The 20,964-nt window shown below is 55.0% G+C and carries 21 protein-coding genes; 12 read left to right on the forward strand and 9 right to left on the reverse strand.

The window, feature by feature from the left end:
- The first annotated feature begins 239 nt into the window (after nucleotides 1–239).
- From flgA to Q5705_17470, 4 genes are all read left to right on the forward strand, one after another.
- A complete protein-coding gene (gene flgA, locus Q5705_17455; protein WLI76348.1) occupies nucleotides 240–944 on the forward strand; it encodes a flagellar basal body P-ring formation chaperone FlgA in 705 nt (234 codons plus the stop codon).
- Between the two features lie 72 nt (nucleotides 945–1,016).
- The gene (flgM, locus tag Q5705_17460) at nucleotides 1,017–1,310 is read left to right on the forward strand and encodes a flagellar biosynthesis anti-sigma factor FlgM (GenBank protein WLI76349.1); all 294 of its coding nucleotides are present in this window, start codon (nucleotides 1,017–1,019) and stop codon (nucleotides 1,308–1,310) included.
- Nucleotides 1,311–1,329: 19 nt separating this feature from the next.
- Nucleotides 1,330–1,773, forward strand: a complete 444-nt coding sequence (gene flgN, locus Q5705_17465) for a flagellar export chaperone FlgN (GenBank protein WLI76350.1) — start codon at nucleotides 1,330–1,332, stop codon at nucleotides 1,771–1,773.
- 245 nt (nucleotides 1,774–2,018) lie between these two features.
- Nucleotides 2,019–2,240 (forward strand): hypothetical protein, encoded by a 222-nt coding sequence (locus Q5705_17470; protein ID WLI76351.1) that lies wholly within the window; start codon nucleotides 2,019–2,021, stop codon nucleotides 2,238–2,240.
- A 373-nt stretch (nucleotides 2,241–2,613) separates the two neighbouring features.
- Here Q5705_17470 and Q5705_17475 read toward each other — a convergent pair whose 3' ends face one another.
- Nucleotides 2,614–4,263, reverse strand: a complete 1,650-nt coding sequence (locus tag Q5705_17475; GenBank protein WLI76352.1) for an SgrR family transcriptional regulator — start codon at nucleotides 4,261–4,263, stop codon at nucleotides 2,614–2,616.
- Nucleotides 4,264–4,481: 218 nt separating this feature from the next.
- Between Q5705_17475 and Q5705_17480 the strand changes: the two genes are divergently transcribed.
- From Q5705_17480 to Q5705_17495, 4 genes are read left to right on the forward strand one after another with little or no spacing between them, the layout of a single operon-like run.
- Nucleotides 4,482–5,033 (forward strand): peroxiredoxin, encoded by a 552-nt coding sequence (locus Q5705_17480; protein ID WLI76353.1) that lies wholly within the window; start codon nucleotides 4,482–4,484, stop codon nucleotides 5,031–5,033.
- 27 nt (nucleotides 5,034–5,060) lie between these two features.
- A complete protein-coding gene (locus tag Q5705_17485) occupies nucleotides 5,061–6,281 on the forward strand; it encodes a cytochrome c biogenesis protein CcdA (protein ID WLI76354.1) in 1,221 nt (406 codons plus the stop codon).
- Nucleotides 6,282–6,290: 9 nt separating this feature from the next.
- On the forward strand, nucleotides 6,291–6,842 hold the full coding sequence (locus tag Q5705_17490) for a sigma-70 family RNA polymerase sigma factor (protein ID WLI76355.1): 552 nt from the start codon (nucleotides 6,291–6,293) through the stop codon (nucleotides 6,840–6,842).
- Nucleotides 6,829–7,461 (forward strand): NrsF family protein, encoded by a 633-nt coding sequence (locus tag Q5705_17495; GenBank protein WLI76356.1) that lies wholly within the window; start codon nucleotides 6,829–6,831, stop codon nucleotides 7,459–7,461. Before Q5705_17490 ends, Q5705_17495 begins: the two co-directional genes overlap by 14 nt.
- Here Q5705_17495 and Q5705_17500 read toward each other — a convergent pair whose 3' ends face one another.
- The 5 genes from Q5705_17500 to tssI all read right to left on the reverse strand — a co-directional run bounded on the left by Q5705_17500 (nucleotide 7,462) and on the right by tssI (nucleotide 14,376).
- Nucleotides 7,462–8,535 (reverse strand): ABC transporter ATP-binding protein, encoded by a 1,074-nt coding sequence (locus Q5705_17500; GenBank protein WLI76357.1) that lies wholly within the window; start codon nucleotides 8,533–8,535, stop codon nucleotides 7,462–7,464.
- A complete protein-coding gene (locus tag Q5705_17505) occupies nucleotides 8,528–10,297 on the reverse strand; it encodes an iron ABC transporter permease (GenBank protein WLI76358.1) in 1,770 nt (589 codons plus the stop codon). Before Q5705_17505 ends, Q5705_17500 begins: the two co-directional genes overlap by 8 nt.
- A gap of 83 nt (nucleotides 10,298–10,380) precedes the next feature.
- The gene (locus Q5705_17510) at nucleotides 10,381–11,469 is read right to left on the reverse strand and encodes an ABC transporter substrate-binding protein (protein ID WLI76359.1); all 1,089 of its coding nucleotides are present in this window, start codon (nucleotides 11,467–11,469) and stop codon (nucleotides 10,381–10,383) included.
- A 246-nt stretch (nucleotides 11,470–11,715) separates the two neighbouring features.
- Nucleotides 11,716–12,099 (reverse strand): DUF3592 domain-containing protein, encoded by a 384-nt coding sequence (locus tag Q5705_17515; protein WLI76360.1) that lies wholly within the window; start codon nucleotides 12,097–12,099, stop codon nucleotides 11,716–11,718.
- Between the two features lie 15 nt (nucleotides 12,100–12,114).
- Nucleotides 12,115–14,376: a type VI secretion system tip protein TssI/VgrG gene (tssI, locus tag Q5705_17520; GenBank protein ID WLI76361.1), complete on the reverse strand. Its 2,262-nt coding sequence runs from the start codon at nucleotides 14,374–14,376 to the stop codon at nucleotides 12,115–12,117.
- Between the two features lie 207 nt (nucleotides 14,377–14,583).
- Here tssI and phnC point away from each other — a divergent pair, with 207 nt between their 5' ends.
- The 4 genes from phnC (at nucleotide 14,584) to phnE (Q5705_17540) (ending at nucleotide 18,217) form a co-directional block, all read left to right on the forward strand.
- On the forward strand, nucleotides 14,584–15,426 hold the full coding sequence (gene phnC, locus Q5705_17525) for a phosphonate ABC transporter ATP-binding protein (protein WLI76362.1): 843 nt from the start codon (nucleotides 14,584–14,586) through the stop codon (nucleotides 15,424–15,426).
- A gap of 32 nt (nucleotides 15,427–15,458) precedes the next feature.
- Complete coding sequence (gene phnD, locus Q5705_17530) at nucleotides 15,459–16,400, forward strand: phosphonate ABC transporter substrate-binding protein (GenBank protein ID WLI76363.1); 942 nt, start codon at nucleotides 15,459–15,461, stop codon at nucleotides 16,398–16,400.
- A 66-nt stretch (nucleotides 16,401–16,466) separates the two neighbouring features.
- Nucleotides 16,467–17,339 (forward strand): phosphonate ABC transporter, permease protein PhnE, encoded by an 873-nt coding sequence (phnE, locus tag Q5705_17535; GenBank protein ID WLI76364.1) that lies wholly within the window; start codon nucleotides 16,467–16,469, stop codon nucleotides 17,337–17,339.
- The gene (gene phnE / locus Q5705_17540; protein WLI76365.1) at nucleotides 17,336–18,217 is read left to right on the forward strand and encodes a phosphonate ABC transporter, permease protein PhnE; all 882 of its coding nucleotides are present in this window, start codon (nucleotides 17,336–17,338) and stop codon (nucleotides 18,215–18,217) included. The genes phnE (Q5705_17535) and phnE (Q5705_17540) overlap by 4 nt, the downstream gene beginning before the upstream one ends.
- 7 nt (nucleotides 18,218–18,224) lie before the next feature.
- On the opposite strand, the gene Q5705_17545 is transcribed toward phnE (Q5705_17540), so the two are convergent.
- From Q5705_17545 to Q5705_17555, 3 genes are read right to left on the reverse strand one after another with little or no spacing between them, the layout of a single operon-like run.
- The gene (locus tag Q5705_17545) at nucleotides 18,225–19,166 is read right to left on the reverse strand and encodes a pyridoxal-phosphate dependent enzyme (GenBank protein WLI76366.1); all 942 of its coding nucleotides are present in this window, start codon (nucleotides 19,164–19,166) and stop codon (nucleotides 18,225–18,227) included.
- Nucleotides 19,163–20,170 carry a succinylglutamate desuccinylase/aspartoacylase family protein gene (locus Q5705_17550; protein ID WLI76367.1) on the reverse strand — a complete coding sequence of 336 codons (1,008 nt, stop codon included), beginning with the start codon at nucleotides 20,168–20,170 and terminating at the stop codon, nucleotides 19,163–19,165. The genes Q5705_17545 and Q5705_17550 overlap by 4 nt, the downstream gene beginning before the upstream one ends.
- A gap of 2 nt (nucleotides 20,171–20,172) precedes the next feature.
- Nucleotides 20,173–20,955 carry a transporter substrate-binding domain-containing protein gene (locus Q5705_17555; GenBank protein WLI76368.1) on the reverse strand — a complete coding sequence of 261 codons (783 nt, stop codon included), beginning with the start codon at nucleotides 20,953–20,955 and terminating at the stop codon, nucleotides 20,173–20,175.
- Nucleotides 20,956–20,964: the final 9 nt, after the last annotated feature.

Genomic DNA, 20,964 nt, shown 5'->3' on the forward strand with positions numbered 1-20,964 from the left:
AAGAGACAACCTAATAAATCTATACCGTAAAAATCCGCCAGAAATAAGCTCATTTAATTAGTTCATCACTACTGACAATAACCAAACCCCTCTTTTTCACATACTCTGAAACACCAAAGCTGCAAATTGGCGTCAAAAGTGCGCGCATTTATCTGATAAACAAATTGCCCGTCTGAATTACAATTAAAGAAATCGCGATACCTGCTTTCCTTTATTTTATTAATAAGGTTGTTTAAGAAATGCCGCACTCTCTTTTCAGGCCGTTCTGTCTTTTCCTGGTGCTCTGCTGCGCGTTGCTTTCACTGGCGCAGGCCGCAGAGCCGGATAGCGCGCCGCTGCAAACCCGCATTGCGAATTTGCTGGCAGCGGATAACGACGCGCAGGAAAACCAACCGACATTGCATATCCGCATTGTGACACCGCAAGCAAAGCTCGCCGGGTTATGTCCCGCGCCGGATTTGCGCCTTTCCGGCCATCCGGTGCGCCTGACGGGAAACCGTAGCGTCATTGCCAAATGCGGGAACAAGCAGCAATTTATTCAAATCAAGGTGAGTGCGACTGGCCAGTACTGGATTGCGGCGCATACGCTTACGCCGGGGCAGGTTGTCCGCGAAGGGGATATTCAGGCGGTAACCGGCGAACTGGATAAACTCCCCGCCGGGCTGCTGCTCGATGTCAGGAAAATTATCGGCAGCACGCCAACGCGCATCATCCGCCCCGGCCAGCCGCTGTCAGACAATCAGCTTCGTCGCCGCTGGGCGGTGGTAGCCAACCGGGACGTTGAAATTGTCGCGCCGGGTGACGGTTTTTTAATTCATGCGAAGGGAAAAGCGCTGGATAACGCCGCGCAAGATGAGAGCGTCAGAATACGGACGCGAACCGGACGAGTGGTGACCGCGACGGTGGTGGCGGAAGGAACGGTGAGCATTAACCTGGACAACTGATTTCAGTTTTATTTGCCTGGGCCGATATCTTTATTACAGAGCCACCGTAATGCAGATATCACCAGGACAACTATGAACATTGAACGCACCAGTCAGGCACGAGCTATTCAGGCGACCACGCAGCAGCAGGGCGAGCCGCGCGCTAAAAATGATGATATGGGCAAAACCAGCGACATCGAAAGCAAAGATGCCGGAACCCAGGTCAAACTCAGCCAATTGACACAGCAATTCAAAACCGACGGCAGCCGTGATGTCGATACCGCACGGCTTGCTGAAATTAAAGCGAAGATGGATGCCGGCGAACTGACGCTGGATAGCGATTCAATCGCCAACGCGCTGGTTCGCGACATCTTTCGATTCTCATAATCCTGACGAATAGTTAAAGATGGAAAATTTACCCGTAATTTTGAACAAGCTGTACAGCTTGCTGGAAGAGCTTGAAGGCACGCTGGCGGAAGAGATTAGCCAGTTAAGCCGCGCGCAGATAAACCCGATTTCGCTGCAAATTATCTCGGATAATAAAAGCCGTTTACTGGCGGCCATTAACTTCTATGACGAGCAGCGTAAGCAAGAGGAGAAGCAGCACCGCATTGCTTCGCCCTATTCGCAAAAACCGAAACTCGCAGCACTATGGAACAACATCACGCGCGTAGTGAGAAAATCGGGCGAGCTGAACCAGAAGAGTTATCAACTGCTGGAGATGCATATGAAGAAGGTCAATGAGGTTAAGCAAGTTGTTAACCGGGCAACCTCCAGTGCGCAACTCTATGGGCAAAGCGGCAACCCCAGTAATGATGGTTCCGGTAATGTCTATCGCATCTCTGTGTAACATCGCCGCCTCACCCCTCACCCCGCAAGCAACGCGCCTGCACAAAACGGGAACCTGAGTAAGCTGGCCTTCTCACGTTCCCGGTTCGCTTCTCTCTTAGCATTTTCCTCTGCGCTCTTTTTGCACATTTCTTCTTCATACCTTTTAGTGCCGTTTTGCGCGCAAACCCGCACAGAATCATGCCTTCAGGATTTATCCTAACTAAAATGTTTCAAAGTATTTCAAAAAGCAGGCGAGGATTTGTGATGCATATCGCATTAAAACGCAAAAGCGCTGATTTTGATCCTTTTTTTCCGGTTAAAAATGCTGCGCCGTACGAAGTGGTCAGAGCAAATAATTGGCACACAATAAACAGCGAATTGATTGCGTCGGTTTGTATACATATTGCGCGAAAAATGGCTATTTACGGAGCAAAAGAAAACAGAGAGAATGCGCCCATGCACTACAGCAAGACGTATTACCGGTAATTCTGACTGATGTTGTGCTTTATATCCCTCTCGATTAAAGGCCTATTTTTTCAGTTGCCTTATGACGAGAAGGTCGGTGACTGAACTATATTACTGTGAAATCTAACAGTACGTTAGTTGTCATATGTGATGTAAAACCACTATTTCGATTGCCACCTTCGGGTGGCTTTTTTTTGCTTATTTTTCAGTCTATTGAAAACTAAAAACAAAAAAACACCGCCCTGATAATAAAACACGTTAAGAAAAAGATTATTTAAAAAAAACAGCCTGCGCCCCCTCCCTGATATAAACCTCGTTTCTTATGGCTTAAAGCACGCAGATAAAAGAACGCTAGCCGTTCTCTTTTTTACGCCACAAGACAAAACCCTCGGCATTATTCTGTGTTAAGGGTTGTTCCTCCCTCTTCCTGGCGTTCATCCGTCCAGATACGCGTAAAGTCCGGCCAGCTTTGCGGAAAGCAAAAAACGTTATGAATACAGGCTGGCGTCACCAGACGGTAACGCTGGGCAAACAACGGCACAATCCAGCGATGCGCGCTGACGTAGCGCATCATGCGCTTAACGCGCTGGCTGTATCTGGATGCCGGCCCCGCATTGATATGATCCAGCAGCCGCAAACCGCGCGACCAGGTTGGCTGCCCCCAAAACCAGGGCCACATCACGCTGTGGCGATAACGCTCTTCCAGGCTGAATGCTTCGTGTTGTTCAAGGCGCAAAAACCCCAGGCAGAGATCCTGCTCTTCCCAGCTCTCATCCGGCAGTAGCCAGTGCGTGACACTTATCGGCTTCATATTTACCGTACAGCCGCGATAACGCAGGCTTTTTGCCAGCTCATCGACCAGCTTTTTCATCTCGGTGGAACGAAAATAGGCAATATTCAGCGTGCCGGGCAGCAGTGCCTGGGTCGAGGGTTCTTTTTCGGGCTGTAGCCACTCCGGTAACGGCGCGAGCGTCTCTTCCCGTTCCGCCAGTGCACGGCTGAGTGAAAGAGTAATCAGGCGAATAACCGACTGCTGCGCCAGGTTGACCCGCCCGCGCAGATAATTAAAAGAGAGGTAATAAAACGCGTCGGCGTTATCGTGGGTGGTAACGGCTTCGGTGGTCAATAACGAACGCGGCGTATCCAGCCGTACCACTGCCGGGAGCGGGGCCGCTGCCAGAGGCGTCTCATAGACAATTTCACTGGCTTGTGGCGTTTCACCGTACCAGCCAGGCGCGCGCGTCAGGGTCATTTGCACATCAGAATGGCTACGGAGCTGAAAGGGTCCCAGGCCGATGATGCCATTTTCCGGGTGCGCAAGGGCATACACCGGGCTGGCAAGCCGGTAGCGCAGCATCACATCCGGCTGGCGCAGGTGCAGGATCAGGACATAATCTTGCTGGATGACATTCACCACATGCGGCAGGCCAGGGCCGCCCGCATGGCGCTGTAATACCACCTTTAATTGCGCAGGCTCCAGCGGTTCACCGTTATGCCAGACCAGACCACGGCGTAGCATAAAATGCCAGCTTAACCCATCATCACTGACGCGAATGGTATGCGCCAACCCTGGAATCGGTTCGACCTGTTCGGGAATATGGCGCGTCAACCCGGCGTGAACCATTTGCAGAATATGGCGTCCGGCCCGGTCGATATGAATAGAGGGAACCGGAGCCTGAAGCGGGCGATAGAAAGAGATAAAGTAGCGAAAACCATCGCTGGAATAAAAGGCTGACTCCTTCACGGGCGCATTTTTCACTTCTGTGGAGGGCGCGTCACCACTGCTAAGCAGATTTTCCAGCGCCGAAACGCTCATCTGGCATTGCAGAACCCCAAGCACGCCGCGACCAGGACGAGAGCGCCAGATTAACCATCCTTGCTCCTGCATCTCATGTAATAGCGATCGCGCGTAGCGCGAAGTGCAGGCTAACGTGTCGGCAATTTGTGCGAGCGATAGCTCATGCCGGTGCGTACTGTATCTGGAAAGCAGCCGATTATAACGGCGCAGCAGGCTCCCCTTTTGGACCGTAGAGTAATAAACCATTGGTTTTTACCATGATTAAAAAGCGTGGCCAGAGAGAAAAATAAACATCGGTGGGAATAAGATTAAATATAGCAGATAAGAAAAATCTTACGATTATCTGCATCTGACCTGGCGGCTATTGAGAATATTCATCTTTTTTTATGCCGGGCGAAACTTTTGCGCACTCAGCAACGAACTGTTGATGAGCGAGAAAAAACTTAACTCCACAGGAGCGCAACATGTCCCCGATAAAAAAACTGCTTTTGAGCTTCTCTGCCATCGCATTACTTAACATCGCCACGGCACAAGCCGCTCTGCCCACCGGTTCGCAGGCCCCCGATTTTCAGTTGCAGGGCGCGCTCGCCGGTAAACCGCTAACCTTCTCTTTACAGCAGGCGCTGCAAAAAGGCCCGGTGGTGCTCTACTTCTTCCCGGCAGCGTTCAGCAAAGGCTGCACTATTGAAGCCCATGCCTTTGCCGAAGCGACGGATGATTTCAAAAAACTGGGCGCGACGGTGGTTGGCGTCACCGCGGGTAACACCGATCAGGTGGATGAGTTTTCCAAACTGGAGTGCCGCGATAAATTCACCGTCACCGCCGATCCCGGTGCAAAAGTGGCGGCGCAGTACGACAGCATCATGCAGATGAACGGCAAAACCCTCTCTGACCGCACCTCTTACGTTATCGCGCCGGACGGTAAAATCCTGCTGAGCTACACTGACAGAAACCCGGAAACGCATATCCAGAAAACGATGGACGCGGTGAAACAGTATGCGAAATCCCATTCGTAACTCACCCCTTTCTGCCAGAGAATCGTTATGTTAACCGCCATGCTCGCCGCCTTCACAGGCGGCATTATTCTCAACTTTATGCCCTGCGTGTTTCCGATAGTTTCGTTAAAAGCGCTGGGTTTGCTGCGCCATACGCAAAACCCGGCGCAAACCCGCAAAGAGGGTCTCGGCTTTTTACTGGGCACCGTCGCGACCATGCTGGTTCTCGCCGGGATCTTACTGGCGCTACGCGCCGGAGGAACCGCTGTTGGCTGGGGGTTTCAGCTCCAGTCGCCCGTGGTTATCGCCGCGCTCGCGCTGGTGGTGCTGGCCGCCACGCTTAATTTGCTCGGCGTGTTTGAAGTCGGGCTTTCGGTGCAGCGGGCCGGTGAAATTACCGTGGAGCGCGGCGCATTTACCCGCGCGGCGCTGACCGGTGCGTTGTCGATTATTGTTGCCACGCCCTGCGCCGCCCCGTTTATGGCGGGCGCGATTGGCTACGCGCTGGTGCAGCCGCCCGCCGTGGCGCTGGCGATTTTCTTCGCCCTCGCGCTCGGCTTTGCCGCGCCGTTTAGCCTGATTTCGCTCTTTCCGGCGCTCGGTAAATGGCTGCCGCGTCCCGGCGCGTGGATGAACACGTTAAAACGCGGGCTGGCCTTCCCGATGTTTGGTGCATTCGGCTGGCTGGTGTGGGTACTGGCGCAGCAGGCGGGAACGACCGCGCTGGCGGCGATGCTTGCCGCGTCGGTGGTGGTGAGTTTTGCCGTCTGGCTGTACGGCATGGCGCAACAGCGCCGTTTCGCCGGACGCGGGTATAAAGCGCTGTTCGCCGTCACCGCGGCGCTGCTGCTCGCCGCCATTGTGCCGCTGCCCTCGGCGGTGAAAAGTTCATCCGCGCTGGCGTCAAACAATATTGAAGAGATGAAATGGTCGCCGCAAACGGTCGCCGACAATCGCGGCCACGGTAAAGCGATTTTTGTTAATTTCACCGCCTCCTGGTGCATCACCTGTCAGGTAAATGAGAAAACATCGCTCTCCACCCAGGCGGTGAAAACCGCGCTGGCGAAAACCGGCACGCTCTATATGGTGGCCGATTCGACAAAATTTAACGCCGATATTGATGATGCGCTCAGCGAACTGGGCCAGGGCAGCCTGCCGCTGTATGTGGTCTACCCGGCGGATGGCAGTGCGCCGAAAATTTTACCCCAGGTGCTCACGCCGTCGATTGTGGTTAACGCATTGACGCAGGCCAGTGGCAAAAAAACCTGAAGGCGGACGATGGCAAAACGAGAAACAGCGCGGGACGAATGGCCGCAACTGATGGCGCAAGCCCAGGCGGGCGACAGCCAGGCCTACACGCGGCTGCTTAAAGCGCTGGTGCCGGTCATTCGCTCGCTTGCGCGTAAGCAGATTGCCGATGACGTGCTGATAGAAGATGTCATTCAGGATGTGCTGCTTACGCTGCACCGGGTTCGCCACACCTACGATCCCGCCGCACCTTTTTTGCCGTGGTTAATGGCGATTACCCATGCCCGTGCGGTGGATGCCCTGCGCAAGCGCGGTCGCCACCAGCAGCGGGAAGTGGACGCTGTTCAGGGTGATGACCCCCTTTTCAGCGCTGGTGCAGAACCGCCGCAGGATGAGTTATCCCATCTGCTGAATCAGCTTCCGGCGCGCCAGCGCCAGGTTATCGAACATGTCCACCTGCGGGAAATGAGCCTTGCAGAGACCGCGACGCGCAACAATTTAACGGTTTCCGCCGTTAAGTCGCTGCTGCACCGCGCATTGAGTAATCTTCGTCGGTTAGGAGCGCATCATGGCCGATCATGAGTTGTTAATTGAAAAATTGAGCCGTTCTGTTGAACCGGTCAAACGCCCGTGGCAACCGGGCTGGCGTGTCGTAAGCTGGCTCGCCGTCGCGTTACCATGCGGGATCGTCGCCAGTTTATGGCTTAACAGAGCGCTGACCGACTGGTCGCAGTCCGGCGCGCCGTGGGTCATGGCTCAACTGCTGCTGACCTTTGCCACCGGCACGCTGGCGATTCGCAATGCGTTTTTGCTGAGCATTGCCGGGCGGCGTCCGCTCGGCTGGCGCTGGTTTATGCCGCTGGTGAGCGTCTGGCTCGCCAGCACGCTGGTCAATCTGCATTTGCATCACACATTTGCGGCGGGCGGCGTTGAAGGGCCAAACTGCTACCTGTTTATGCTGGTGGTCAGCGTACCGATGGCGGCGATTGTGGTGGGTTATCTGCGCCGCACACGCACGCTGTTTCCCGCCCGCAGCCTGGGCGCAGCGGGCGCGGGTGTCGCTTGTATGGCGCTGACGCTGTTGTCGCTATGCCATCCAACGCATATCAGCGTGGCGGATCTGTTAGGGCATCTCGCCGCCATCGGCACGATTGTGCTGCTGACTATTGTGCTCGGTTACCGCTGGGTTTCCCTGCCCTGATCACCCCTTTTTCGGGAAGATCCATAGCTGCTCGGCGGGCAGCACCACGCGGTAGTTCTGCTCGCCGCGCTGCTGCGTGCCGTAGACGCGCACCACATAGTCATCGACCGGCGTGCGAAACAGGTATTCCCAACGATCGCCCAGATACATGCTGGTAAGCATGGGCAATTCCAGCGAGTTGTCCTGTGGCGAATCCGCCAGGCGCAGGCTCTCAACGCGGATCACCGCGGTAGCTTCCTGCCCGACGCTCACGCCGGGACCGGCGATCCCCCACAGCGACCACTGCGCGCCTTCGATGCGCGCTTTGCCGTTAACCACCTCGCTCACCTTGCCATGCAGGCGGTTGTTGCTGCCCATAAACTCAGCGGTAAACAGCGTTGAAGGCTTGCTGTACATCTCCTGCGGCGTGCCCTGCTGTTCAATCACACCGTTATTGAGCAGCAGGATGCGATCGGAAATCGCCATCGCTTCGTTCTGGTCGTGGGTGACCATCAACGCCGACAAACCGAGTTTGACGATAAGCTCGCGCAGGAACACCCGCGCCTCTTCGCGCAGCTTGGCATCAAGGTTAGAGAGTGGTTCATCAAGCAGGATAACCGGCGGGTTGTAGACCAGCGCCCGGCCAATTGCCACGCGCTGTTGCTGGCCGCCGGAAAGCTGGTGCGGATGGCGCTTGCCGAGTGCCCCAAGGCCAAGCTGGTCGAGCACCGTTTGCACCCGTTGGGTGATTTCCGACGAAGAGACTTTGCGCAGCTTCAGCGGGTACGCGACGTTCTCGAACACGGTTTTATGCGGCCACAACGCATAGGACTGAAACACCAGCCCGAGGTTGCGCTCTTCTGCCGGGACTTCGCTGCGCGGTGTGCCGTCATAGACCACGTTGTTACCAATGGTAATGCGCCCCTGGGTCGGTTTTTCCAGCCCGGCGACTGCGCGCAGCAACGTGGTTTTGCCGCTGCCGGACGGGCCAAGCAGTGACACCACTTCGCCGCGCTTCAGATCCATGGATACGCCTTTTAACACCGGATTGTCGCCGTACGTCAGGTGCAGGTTCTCTACCGATAGCTCAATCATGTAATTTCACTCCAAAGCGCAGGGCCACACCAAGACCAATGACCACCAGCAGAATATTGATAAACGAGAGGGCCGCGACAATATCAATCGCCCCCGCCGCCCACAGCGACACCAGCATCGAGCCGATGGTTTCGGTCCCGGGCGAGAGCAGGTACACCCCGGTCGAGTACTCGCGCTCAAAAATCAAAAACATCAGCAGCCAGGAGCCAATCAGGCCATAGCGCGACAGCGGGATCGTCACGTGACGCGTGACCTGCCCGCCGGTTGCGCCCGTGCTGCGCGCCGCCTCTTCCAGCTCCGGCCCCACTTGTAACAAGGTGGAGGAAATCAGCCGCAGCCCATAGGCCATCCACACCACGGTGTAGGCCAGCCAGACGCTGAAAATGGTGTTACGCAGGGATCGCAGCCAGACAATCAGGTTTTCGCGCAGCCACTCCGCCACCGGTAATCCTGACAGCCAGCCGTTTTTCAGCGACTGGTCGAGCCACATCGGTAAAAACAGAAACACCCACAAAAACGCCAGACCCGCCAGCAGCCCCGGTACCGCGCGGGGAACCAGCACGCTGTAATCCAGAAAGCGCGTAACGTTATCGTGCTTGCGGTGCATGGCAATGCCAACAAACAGATAGCAGACCACCGCCAGCGCGCCGCCGAAAACGCCGATTGCCATTGAGTTGACGATGGCGCGCAGCAAGTTAGGCTGCTGCCAGATATTGCGGAAGGTATCGAGCGACACTTCATCCCACAGTGAAACGCCAACGCCCCAGTTCGAAATAAACGCCCGCAGCACAACGCCAATCAGCGGCACGCCAATGGTGACGGTCAACCAGGCGACCACCACCGCACCAGCCACCCAGCGCCATTTCCCCAGCGGCAGCGCCCGCGCCTGCGAGGCTTTGCCTTTCATGGTGACAAAGCGGTTGGCGGTGCGCATCAAGCGGCGTTGCAGCATCACCAGCGGAATAGTGATACAGATAAGCACCACCGCCACGGCGGCCATTAAGTGATAAGACGGCGTGCCGAGTTTGTTGGTCAGCTTATAGAGATAGGTCGCCAGCACCATGTTGCCTTCGGGATCGCCAAGCACCAGCATCAGGCCGAACACTTCCAGCCCGAGGAAAAAGAGCAGCACGCAGGCGTACAAAATGGAGGGGCGCACCATCGGCAGGCTAACCGCTGTCATCACCTGCAACGGCGACGCGCCGACGGTACGCGCGGCCTCTTCCACATCCGACCCGACACTGCGCAGCGCCGAGGAGATATAGAGATACGCGTGGGGAACGTGCGTCAGCCCGGCAATCACCACGATGCTGAACATCGAATAGATGTTCCACGGCACGAAGCCGATCAGTTGCTGCGCCCACTGCGACAAAAAGCCCACCGGCCCGGCGGACACCACATAGCCAAACCCCAGCACCATCGGCGAGACAAAGATGGGCACGAGGATCAACGGCTCAATAAACCGGCGGCCAGGTAAGTCGGTGCGCACCATCAAAAAGGCGAGAATACCGCCAAGCGGAATGGCGATAAACACCAGGCCAAACGCCAGAATAAAGCCGGATTTCAGCGCCAGATAAAAATCCGGGTCAGTAAAAATAAAGGCGAAGGATTCGAGACTCAGCTCTTTGGTGCGGGAGAAGAACGGGGCCGAAAGAAAACTCTGTACGACGATAAATAACAGCGGAACGTAAATCACCAGAGCAGTGATAAGGACAATGACGCCGCGCGGTAACCCCTGCCATTTTCTGCGCACGATATTCATAGCGATTCCCTGTGATCAGGTCGGTCTTAAAACATGAAAAGGTTGTGCGTTAAAAAGAAATTAGCGCACAACCGATAGGGATCTTATTTCGCGGCGGCCGTGCGCCACTGTTTAATAAATTCAAGACGTTTTTTCGGCTCCAGATACTCCAGCAGCGATTCATCAACCGGGATCGGTTTTAGCGCATCGCCGAGTAATTTGGTCATGCCGTCGATATCATTGTTGCCTTCAATATCATTGCGCAGCGAGGGAATATCCGCCTGGCTTGCGAGTATGCTTTGCCCTTTTTCCGACAGCACATAGTCGAACCACAATTTTGCTGCATTGCTGTGTTCGGCTTCGGCGCTAATAAAGGAGACGCGCGACAGCACCAGCACATAATCTTTCGGGTAGGAGATGCCGAGTGATTTATCCCCTTTCGCCCGTGCTTCGGCATAAGAGCCCAGGATGTTGTAACCAATCAGGTTTTCGCCAGAGGAGACGCGCTCCATCATGGTGCCAGTGGAAGATTGCACCGTCAGCCCGCCTTTGGCGATATCGGCCAGATGGGTGAAATAGTCTTTATCGTGTTTGCTGTCTTCAACGGCCAGCATAAAACCGAGCCCCGATTTTTCGATATCGTAAGTGGTGACTTTATTTTTGAATTTATCGGTCTGGCTGGCGATGAGTTTTGCCAGCGCGGTGTGGGAGTCCGGCACATCGCTTTGCGGGATCAGGCGTTTGTTATAGATAAAGACAACCGGTTCATAGGTGGTGCCATAGGCTTTGTTTTGCCACACCGCCCATTTGGGTAATTTGCTCTGCTCCGGCGAAGCGTATTCATCGGCATAGTCTGTTGCCAGCTTCAGCGCGGTATCCATCGACGAGCTCCAGACCACATCGCCGCTGCCGCCGCCGGAAGCCTGTTCGCTGAGATAACGGTTATACAGTTCGGTACTGTTCATATCGTTATATTCAACTTTGATGCCCGGATATTGCGCTTCAAAACCTTTAATCAGTGGGCCAGCAGCTTTAGTGTCGGTGGTGGAGTAGATAACTACTTTGCCCTCTTTGGTGCCGGCGTCGACGATTTTTTGATAATCCGCCGGGTAGCCCTGAGGGACTGCGGCCAGTGCGGCACTGGAAAAGAGCATCGCCAGCACACCGGCCAGAACTGTTATTTTCTTATCCATGAACAAACCCCTTGGTCTCATTTTTTAAACACAAATTTAACATATAGCGCTTCAGCCACCCGTTGCAACGCGGCGGGTTCTTTTTTGCGGGTTTTGTGACATGGGTGTGATTTAAAAAGAGAAACCTGCAATTTCCCTATGAAATCGCGGCATTTTATCCAATTCAGGCAAGAACCTGGGGAAGAGAAATAAACAAAAGCGCGGCGGGGTTTATTCCAGCCGCGCTAATGAGTCAGTAAGGTTAATCTAATCACCTAAAATTAATGGTTTGTCATACAAAGCAATTCGTTTGGGATCTTTAGGATCATATTTCAATGAAATCCCATTTCCGGGGGCATAGCGCATCACCTCTTCTGCATTCAATGGCAGATTGAGACTTGACTCAATTTGTCTTCCCTCTGGAATTGAAAATTTAAATGTCAGTCTATAAACCGGAAGATTTGCATCAAATTTATCAGTCTGGCTTCTGGCTACAATATCGGCATTTACACCAACCCCTTCTTTCATCACATCGTTTTCCATAAAGCTCTGCTTGATAACGGGGATTATTGAAGAGCCAGCACTTATCAGAAGCCTGACGCCAAATAATGCCATAACAATATAAGCTATGTATCTCCAGTTAAAATCCATGCTTTCATTTCCTCTTTAAACAAAAAGCGTCAATGCTTTGGAACTCCAATGCAGTCCACCTGAAGCAATTAAAGCACCTATCCTGCTAACCTTAGCGGGGGTATTTTTATCCTCAAAGGTCTTATGACTAATTGAGATGACGTTGCGAGAAACCGCAGTTTGTGCCCATCCAATCGATAACATCTTTGCATCGAACGCAGCCATAATCAGGCTCTGTGATACGCCAGTCATGCTAAGGCTGAGCCCCGTCACCGCTTCTTTATGACCAGCAACAGTATACGTTGACTTAGGCGCATTAAGATCAATCGCCACATCACTATGAAGTGTGATTGTCTGCGGGCTGGTGAGGGTAATCGTCCCTGCTTTGACATCCTGGATCCAGTTGCCGCTGTTCACGTTTATTGTCACACCCCCATCAATGGTCTCGGTTTTCCCGGCCTTAATGGTACTGACAAGCGCGTTGTCGAAATTCTGCGTCATCGTACCGGTAACGTGGTGCGATTCGTTGCCGGTCACATCTATAGTGCGGCCATCATGAATAATAACGTTATCGCCACCGCTGGTGATGTTAAGCGTACGACCATGCTGAATGGTCGTGGTTTCACTGTCGTTGAACGTTTTAGTTTCGGCTTTCGTAACTGTTGTGGTGCGCTTTGCGTGGTAATCAAATGTCGCATCTTCCGTCACGCTATCAGTCTGAGTCTTTTTGATGGTGCTATGACGATGTCCATCAATATTCACTGTCTGGTTGTTTTCCACTGAGACAGTCATATCCTTTTCAGAATGCAGATTAACTGCTTCGCTGCCGGGTTTATCCTCAAAAAATAGATAGCTTGAATTGTCTTTATTGCCATCTTTGCTGCGCGTCATAAAGCCCATCACCGTTGCGGCGGCAGGAAGCGCCCATGGCGGCATACTGGATTCGTTATACACGCGCCCGGTAATGATCGGGCGATCCGGGTCGCCGTTGATAAAATCGACCACCACTTCGTCACCAATACGGGGGATCTGCACCCCGCCAAATCCTTGCCCGGCCCAGGCGCTGGAAACACGCACCCAGCAGGAGCTGGTATCGTCACCTTTTGCCAGCCGATCCCAGTGAAACTTCACTTTCACCCTACCGTAGCGATCGGTCCAGATACTCTCACCTTGTGGCCCCACCACCTTTGCTGTTTGCGGGCCATAGGTGCGCGGCCACGGCGTTTTCACTTCGGGACGATATGGCGTTGAGGAGGGAATAACAGAGAATTCGATACGGTGCATAGCTTCACCCGCATTGCCTGAGACGTACTGATTTTCCCGGAAGTCATATTCAGTGGTAATCACCAGATATTCACCGTTATCCCCAGCAAAGGGCGCACGGCTTAACTGAAATACACAGCCTGGAGCAATACCGGTTGCAGTTGCCGACCCCGCGATATGTTGATGATCGACCTGCCAGCGTTCCTGCCGGATACGGGCATACTTTTCCCCGTAACTGTGGTCATTAAACCGACCGGGCCATTCGTAGACATCAATATCGCCCGGCTTCGGTGAGGAGGGGTTTTGCCGCGCCTGAAAAAGCCACGCATTAGGCTGACGAAAATCGTAATCTTCAAGGCTTAATTTGCCGGGAGTTACGCTGTCTTCCATCGCCCACTGACTAATACCCTCCTCACCGGTTACGCCACCCGATGTTGTTGCATGGTAAGGGATGGTTTCATAGCCCGGGAATGCCTGGCGTGTTGAGCCCGTGTCGGTCAATACCAACTGATGGCTGTCTGCCTGATGATGGAAGTGGTAAGCAATCCCTTCCAGCTCCAGCAGACGGCTGACAAAATCCAGGCTGCTTTCCTGATACTGAACACAGTAATCCCAGACGCGATAGCTTCCCGTCAGCCTGTCATCAACATTCACCTGATATTCACTGAACAGCGTTTTGACAATTTCCGGCACCGTCTGCCCCTGAAAAATCCGCATATTACGGTCACGTTTCATCGGCCAGAGATCGGACTCCACAGTCAGGGTATAGGCGACATAACGTGTACCGGAGAGTTCTACCGGGCGGACACCTGCTCTGGTTACCTTGCCGTTAAGGTAGCGTGGTGTTGTCAGATTTTGCACTGGTACAGTGACGGTCACGGATTGTCCGAGCAGCTTACTGCGATCAAGACGAGCATCATCACTAAGCAGCGTCAGGTTAAAAACAAAAGGTTCCGAGAGCGCTTCACGGCCTGTCAATTGCCAAAAAAGCAGGTTATCGGCTGCGGGAAAGTGTACAGAAATGCGTTCCTTCATCGTTATTCAGTCCTTTAATAATGCGGTCATCAGCCTCCTGCTGAGCACTGCATCATTCCATACCTTCCTTCCTGAAATAAATACGCACATGTTTATTCAGGAATTTAGCCCGACCCCGCGCGTTCATTATTTGTTCGTCTTACCGTCATAAAACGATCATCCCCGGTCCCCTTAATGGTCGCCAGTTAATGAAAAAACGGATGACTTATGAACCGCGCATTTGCAGAGCTTTCAGAAGACCGCTATTCGTCTCTGCCGCAATTAAACACCGTGACGGCGCAAAAAGTGCTGAGCGTGAAGAACCTGCGCAAAGCCTACAACGCCCATCAGACCGTGCTGCACGACATCAATTTTGACCTGCATCGCGGGGAAATGGTTGGCGTCATTGGCCGCTCGGGCGCAGGGAAATCGACCCTGCTGCATGTGCTGAACGGGACACACAGCGCCACGTCTGGCGAAATCTTAAGCTTCCCCGACGTCGGCTCGCCGCGCGATGTGTCGCGCCTGAAAGGCCGCGCGCTCAATCAGTGGCGCAGCCAGTGCGGGATGATTTTTCAGGACTTCTGCCTGGTGCCGCGCCTGGATGTGCTGACCAACGTGTTGCTCGGCAGGCTGAGCCAGACGTCGACGCTGAAATCCTTGTTTAACATCTTCACCGATGAAGACCGGGCGAAAGCCATTGCGCTGCTCGAGTGGCTGAACATGCTGCCTCATGCTTTGCAGCGCGCGGAAACCCTCTCCGGCGGGCAGATGCAGCGCGTGGCAATCTGCCGGGCGCTGATCCAGAACCCGGCGCTATTACTGGCAGACGAACCGGTCGCCTCGCTGGATCCGAAAAACACCTCGCGCATCATGGGCGTGCTGCGCGAAGTGAGCCAGCAGGGCATCAGCGTGATGGTGAATCTGCACTCTGTTGAGCTGGTCAAAGAGTACTGCACGCGGGTTATCGGCGTTTCTCAGGGACAGATTATTTTTGACGATCACCCTTCCCGCCTCACGCAGGACGTTTTACAGGCGCTGTATGGCGATGAGATTGGCCAGGTGCACTAAATCCTTCAAACAAGACGACACAGGCAATGACAATGAAAAAGCAACTTTCTGGCGCATTACGTTTATCGGCATTGATGGCAACACTTTTGCTGGCATGGCAGGCCGCTGCCGCAGAGCAACCGAAGGAGTTAAACCTGGGGATTTTGGGTGGGCAAAACGCCACGCAGCAAATTGGCGATAACCAGTGTGTGAAAGAGTTTCTCGATAAAGAACTGAGCGTTGATACCAAACTGCGTAACTCATCTGACTACTCGGGCGTTATTCAGGGTCTGTTGGGTGGCAAAGTGGACGTGGTGCTGAGCATGTCGCCTTCCTCGTACGCGTCGGTCTATATCAACAACCCAAAAGCGGTGGATGTTGTCGGCATCGCCGTGGATGACAAAGACCAGTCGCGCGGTTACCACTCGGTGGTGATTGTGAAAGCCGACAGCCCGTACAAAAAACTGGAAGATCTGAAAGGCAAAGCCTTTGGTTTCGCCGACCCGGACTCCACCTCCGGTTACCTGATCCCGAACTACGCCTTTAAAGAGAAGTTCGGCGGCAACGCGGACAACAAATACAATAACTTCTTCTCCAGCGTCACCTTCTCCGGTGGTCACGAGCAGGACATTCTCGGCGTGCTGAACGGTCAGTTCGCGGGCGCGGTGACCTGGGCCTCGATGGTCGGTGATTACAACACTGGCTACACCACGGGCGCATTTAACCGCCTGATTCGTATGGATCACCCGGATCTGATGAAGCAGATCCGCATTATCTGGGAATCGCCGCTGATCCCCAATGGCCCGATCCTGGTGAGCAATAATTTGCCCGCAGACTTTAAAGCCAAAGTGATAACGGCAGTGAAAAAGCTCGATACCGACAACCACGCCTGCTTCGTGAAAGCGATGGGCGGCACGCAGCATATCGGCCCCGGCAGCGTTGACGATTTCAAACAGATTATTGAGATGAAACGCGAACTGGTTACCGCCCGTTAATCCTCTCGCCCCCGGGAAACACCGGGGGCACTTATTCGCTTGTCATCCAGGATGCTTTTTCAACCCATGAGCATGTCGAATACGCAGTTTGAGCACTACTACCAACAGATCCGCCTGCGCCAGAAACGCGATACCGTCACCTGGTCGCTGGTGTTACTGGCACTCTATTTCGCCGCTGGAAACGCAGCGGAATTTAACCTTTTTACCATCTGGCATTCGCTGCCCAACTTCCTTGATTACATGCTGGAAACGGTGCCGACGCTGCACTGGGCGCAGTTATTTGCCGACAGCCACACCAAAGGTTCGCTGGCTTATTGGGGTTACCGCTTGCCTATTCAGTTGCCGCTGATTTGGGAAACCCTGCAACTGGCGCTCGCCGCCACCCTGTTCTCTTTTGGCATCGCCACGGTGCTGGCTTTTCTGGCGGCGGGCAATACCTGGTCACCACCTGCGCTGCGGTTTGCCATTCGCGCACTGGTGGCGTTTTTGCGCACCATGCCGGAGCTGGCCTGGGCGGTGATTTTTGTCATGGCGTTTGGCATTGGGGCTATTCCCGGTTTTCTGGCGCTGGCGCTGCACACCGTCGGCAGCCTGACCAAGCTGTTTTATGAAGCCGTCGAAAGTGCGCCAGACAGGCCGGTGCGCGGGCTGGCCGCCTGCGGAGCGACGCATCTGCAACGCATCCGTTTTGCACTCTGGCCGCAAGTGAAACCCATTTTTCTCTCCTACGGCTTTATGCGCCTTGAGATTAACTTTCGCTCCTCAACCATTCTCGGTCTGGTGGGCGCAGGCGGTATCGGCCAGGAGCTGATGACCAACATTAAACTCGACCGCTACGATCAGGTCAGCATCACGCTCCTGCTGATTATCATTGTGGTATCCGCGCTCGATACCCTGTCTGGCCGATTGCGCCAGTGGGTGGTGGAGGGGAAAAAATGAGCAACTGGCAAACCGTACCGAACGTCGCCCTGAGCCGTAAGCTCAACAAAAACCTGTTCCAGGCCCAGGGGCGCTATTTGCGCCGCGTGGCGCTGGTCGCGCTGGCGTTGGTGCTCTATTACCTGTGGTTTTTTATGCAGTTCGGCATTCCGCTCGATCAGGCACTCAGCGGCATGCAGCAGATTGGCCGCTATGTTCTGCGCATGTTTGTCTGGCATGATTTTCTCAACTGGCCGTTTGCTTACTATTTCACGCAGATTGGCATTACGCTGGCGATTGTCTTTGCCGGGACGCTCACCGCCACCGTGTTCGCGCTGCTGCTGTCGTTCTTTGCCGCGCGCAACATTATGCGCGGCGGGCTGGCTGGCGCGTTCGCGTTTCTGGTGCGCCGCCTGTTCGATATTCTGCGCGGGATTGATATGGCTATCTGGGGGCTGATTTTCGTGCGCGCCGTCGGCCTCGGGCCGCTTGCCGGGGTGCTGGCGATCATCATGCAGGACACCGGCCTGCTCGGTCGCCTGTATGCAGAAAGCCACGAAGCGGTGGATCGCTCCCCGGCGCGCGGGTTAACTGCCGTGGGCGCAAGCGGTCTGCAAAAACACCGCTTCAGCACCTTTACCCAATCTTTCCCGACCTTCCTCGCCCTTAGCCTGTATCAGGTTGAATCCAACACCCGCTCGGCGGCGGTGCTCGGCTTTGTCGGCGCGGGCGGGATCGGCCTTATTTATGCGGAAAATATGCGTCTGTGGAACTGGGATGTGGTGATGTTTATCACCCTGATTCTGGTAGCGGTGGTGATGCTGATGGATGCAGCATCGGCGTGGTTGCGCCGACGCTACATCACGGGCAAAGCGGTTGCGTTGTTTAAACCAGAGTGATGAGTCGTTAAATGCCGTTGGTGCCGCTACCGCACAGCACAACGGCGATTTTCTCGTCCGGTTTCATGGTGAAGAGTTGACGCGTGACGGCAGCCACCGCCGTTGCCGCACCCAGCTCGATCGCAAGCCCGGTTGCCGCCCACACTTCGCGGGCAGAAGCTTCGACCTGATCTTCCGCCACCAGCACAATCTCATCGACATATTGCTCGACTAACGCAAAGTTGATCGCCTCTGTCGAGCGCGCGGCGAGGATCGGCACGATGGTTTTAACCGCCTCCAGTTTGACTATCTGCTGCTGTTGGCGGCAGGTCCACATCATCGGGCAGCCAGCGGCTTCAACACCAATAATGCGAATGCCCGGTTTCAGCAGTTTTGCCGCCTGCGCCACACCTGCGATCAGCCCGCCGCCGCCAATTGACACCACCAGCGTGTCGACGTCCGGCCACTGCTCCAGGATCTCCAGTGCCATGGTGCCCTGGCCGATGATCACATCACGATCGGCATACGGGTGCAGTAAAGCGCCGCCGGTTTGCTGGATGCGTGCGCCTGCGGCGTCCCAGCTTTGATCCCAGAAATCCCCTTCAACCGTCAGTTTTGCGCCGTAGCTTTCAATCCGCTGACGGGTCAGTTCGGTGCTGGTGTTCATCACAAAAATATCCGCCGGTAGCGCCAGTTGCTGGCCGACATAGGCCACGGCCGCGCCAAAGTTACCGCCTGAGGCGGTTGCCAGCCCCTGTTCGCGCACCTCGGGCGGCAGGTTCAACACGCGGTTAAACGCCCCGCGCGCTTTAAAGGAACCGGTCACCTGGCAAGATTCGGCTTTGAAGCGCAGCTCAATTCCCTCCACCGGTTGCCAGGGTGCCGCTTCCACCAGCGGCGTTTTACGCACCCACGGGCGAACGCGATCTAACGCCGCGAGATAATCGTTTGCAGTGATGTCAGGGTTCATGCCTGTTCCTCCACGGGTAAATGGTGTACCAGCACCGCCAGGCTATTGCCCTGCGCGGTTGCGCCGAAGGTACGCTGGGAGTAAATGCGCCCGCCAATGGCGAAATGCACCGCCTGCGGCACAGCTTCTGGTTCAGACAGACGGTGCAACCACCCCGCCAAATCGCCAGCTTTTACCTCATCGCCAATATCGACAACCGGCTCGAACCAGCCATCGCCTGGCGACAGCAGGTTGCCACCTGGCGGAATAAAGACCTGTTGCGAAAACTCCGCCGCCACCGGCTCAGAGCGGATCAATCCCAGATGATTCAGTACGCGCTCGACCGCCGCACGGGTGCGTTTCACACCGCGCGGAGAGATGCTGCCATTCCAGCCCATTTCAGCGGCAATCGCCGGAATGCCCAGATTGGCCGCCGCGCCGCAACTGGTGCGCGGATCGCCCATATTGTTGGTCACCACCGTTAATGTGGCCGCAAAAGCGCGGGCCATCGCTTCACTCTGCTCGCGCACTTGCGGGCTGAGTTCTTCAGTGACCACCACCTGCGCGCTCTCTTCAATAAACAGCGAACTGCCGCCGCTGTGCAGATCAAGGTAGAAATCACACAGCGGGAAAATGGCGTCATGGATCCAGGCGGCAATCTGCTCGGTTGGCGTTCCCCACGGGTTACCGGGGAAAACGCGGGCCAGGTTTTTATTGTCCAGCGGGCTCACGCGCATGGAGGCACGCAGCGCGGGCGTATTGGCGCAGGGCAGCAGAATAATGCGCCCGCGCACCTGTTCAGCAGTGAGGTTGCGGATCAGCTCATTAATAATAATGGGCCCTTCGTACTCATCACCGTGGATAGCCCCGGTGATCAGCAAAGTTGGCCCCTCGCCGTTGGCGATCACCGCCACGGGCATGGCGATCGTTCCCCACGCATCGTTGTGGGCGGAAAGCGGCAAGTGGGCAAAGCCCACCTGTTTACCGGGACGGTTGAAATCGATGCTGGTAAAAACAGTCGACATAATTACTGCTCCGTTGCCAGGTCGTTTTGTTCATCGTTAAACCACTTCTGGCGCAGCGCAGGCAGCTCGCCATCTTTGGTGCTCTTGTCGATAAACTGGTTAATCGCCGCCATCAGTTCCGGCTGGCCCGGGCGCACGGCGATATAGGCAGGGCTTTTGCGCAGCAGGTATTTCAGTTCGATATGTTTAGCAGGGTTTTCCTGCGAGACTTTCTGGGCAATCAGGTTGTTTTCGGCAAACATCGGCGCTTGCCCGGCGAGAAACGCGCTCACCGCCGAGGCGGTATCTTCCAGGCGCAGATAGTTACCCTGCGGGTAAAGCTCGCTCAGGGTCAGATCCGGCGTGGAGCCTTTTGGCACCGCGATCGCTGCTTTGCCCAGTTCGCTCAGCTTGTCGACTTTTTTCACGCTGTCATTGCCATAAACGCCCAGGTAAACCGCCGCATAGGGTTTGGAGAAGGCCACCTGTTTGGCGCGCTCCGGGCTGGAGCCGAGGGCGGCAATCAGCACATCCACTTTACGCGACATCAGGTAAGGGATGCGGTTCGCGCCGGTGACCTGTTGCAGTTGCAATTTCACGCCCATCTCTTGTGCCAGTTTCTGCGCCAGTTCCACATCAAGGCCCGTTGGTTTGCCGGACGCATCGGTGTAACCCCAGGGCGCGGCATCTACCGTGGTTGCGACACGCAGAACGCCGCGCGATTTGATGTCATCCAGGGAATTCGCCTGCGCCAGTAACGGCAGCGCGCAAAAGGCGAGAAGTGCAATTTTCTTGATAATTTTCATGCAAAATCT

It is taken from the genome of Kosakonia sp. H02, assembly GCA_030704225.1.
Taxonomy (GTDB): domain Bacteria; phylum Pseudomonadota; class Gammaproteobacteria; order Enterobacterales; family Enterobacteriaceae; genus Kosakonia.

Coding starts and splice junctions, on each gene's coding strand:
- flgA (WLI76348.1), top strand. CDS start 240: ATGCCGCACTCTCTTTTCAGGCCGTTCTGTCTTTTCCTGGTGCTCTGC.
- flgM (WLI76349.1), top strand. CDS start 1,017: ATGAACATTGAACGCACCAGTCAGGCACGAGCTATTCAGGCGACCACG.
- flgN (WLI76350.1), top strand. CDS start 1,330: ATGGAAAATTTACCCGTAATTTTGAACAAGCTGTACAGCTTGCTGGAA.
- Q5705_17470 (WLI76351.1), top strand. CDS start 2,019: ATGCATATCGCATTAAAACGCAAAAGCGCTGATTTTGATCCTTTTTTT.
- Q5705_17475 (WLI76352.1), bottom strand. CDS start 4,263: ATGGTTTATTACTCTACGGTCCAAAAGGGGAGCCTGCTGCGCCGTTAT.
- Q5705_17480 (WLI76353.1), top strand. CDS start 4,482: ATGTCCCCGATAAAAAAACTGCTTTTGAGCTTCTCTGCCATCGCATTA.
- Q5705_17485 (WLI76354.1), top strand. CDS start 5,061: ATGTTAACCGCCATGCTCGCCGCCTTCACAGGCGGCATTATTCTCAAC.
- Q5705_17490 (WLI76355.1), top strand. CDS start 6,291: ATGGCAAAACGAGAAACAGCGCGGGACGAATGGCCGCAACTGATGGCG.
- Q5705_17495 (WLI76356.1), top strand. CDS start 6,829: ATGGCCGATCATGAGTTGTTAATTGAAAAATTGAGCCGTTCTGTTGAA.
- Q5705_17500 (WLI76357.1), bottom strand. CDS start 8,535: ATGATTGAGCTATCGGTAGAGAACCTGCACCTGACGTACGGCGACAAT.
- Q5705_17505 (WLI76358.1), bottom strand. CDS start 10,297: ATGAATATCGTGCGCAGAAAATGGCAGGGGTTACCGCGCGGCGTCATT.
- Q5705_17510 (WLI76359.1), bottom strand. CDS start 11,469: ATGGATAAGAAAATAACAGTTCTGGCCGGTGTGCTGGCGATGCTCTTT.
- Q5705_17515 (WLI76360.1), bottom strand. CDS start 12,099: ATGGATTTTAACTGGAGATACATAGCTTATATTGTTATGGCATTATTT.
- tssI (WLI76361.1), bottom strand. CDS start 14,376: ATGAAGGAACGCATTTCTGTACACTTTCCCGCAGCCGATAACCTGCTT.
- phnC (WLI76362.1), top strand. CDS start 14,584: ATGAACCGCGCATTTGCAGAGCTTTCAGAAGACCGCTATTCGTCTCTG.
- phnD (WLI76363.1), top strand. CDS start 15,459: ATGAAAAAGCAACTTTCTGGCGCATTACGTTTATCGGCATTGATGGCA.
- phnE (WLI76364.1), top strand. CDS start 16,467: ATGAGCATGTCGAATACGCAGTTTGAGCACTACTACCAACAGATCCGC.
- phnE (WLI76365.1), top strand. CDS start 17,336: ATGAGCAACTGGCAAACCGTACCGAACGTCGCCCTGAGCCGTAAGCTC.
- Q5705_17545 (WLI76366.1), bottom strand. CDS start 19,166: ATGAACCCTGACATCACTGCAAACGATTATCTCGCGGCGTTAGATCGC.
- Q5705_17550 (WLI76367.1), bottom strand. CDS start 20,170: ATGTCGACTGTTTTTACCAGCATCGATTTCAACCGTCCCGGTAAACAG.
- Q5705_17555 (WLI76368.1), bottom strand. CDS start 20,955: ATGAAAATTATCAAGAAAATTGCACTTCTCGCCTTTTGCGCGCTGCCG.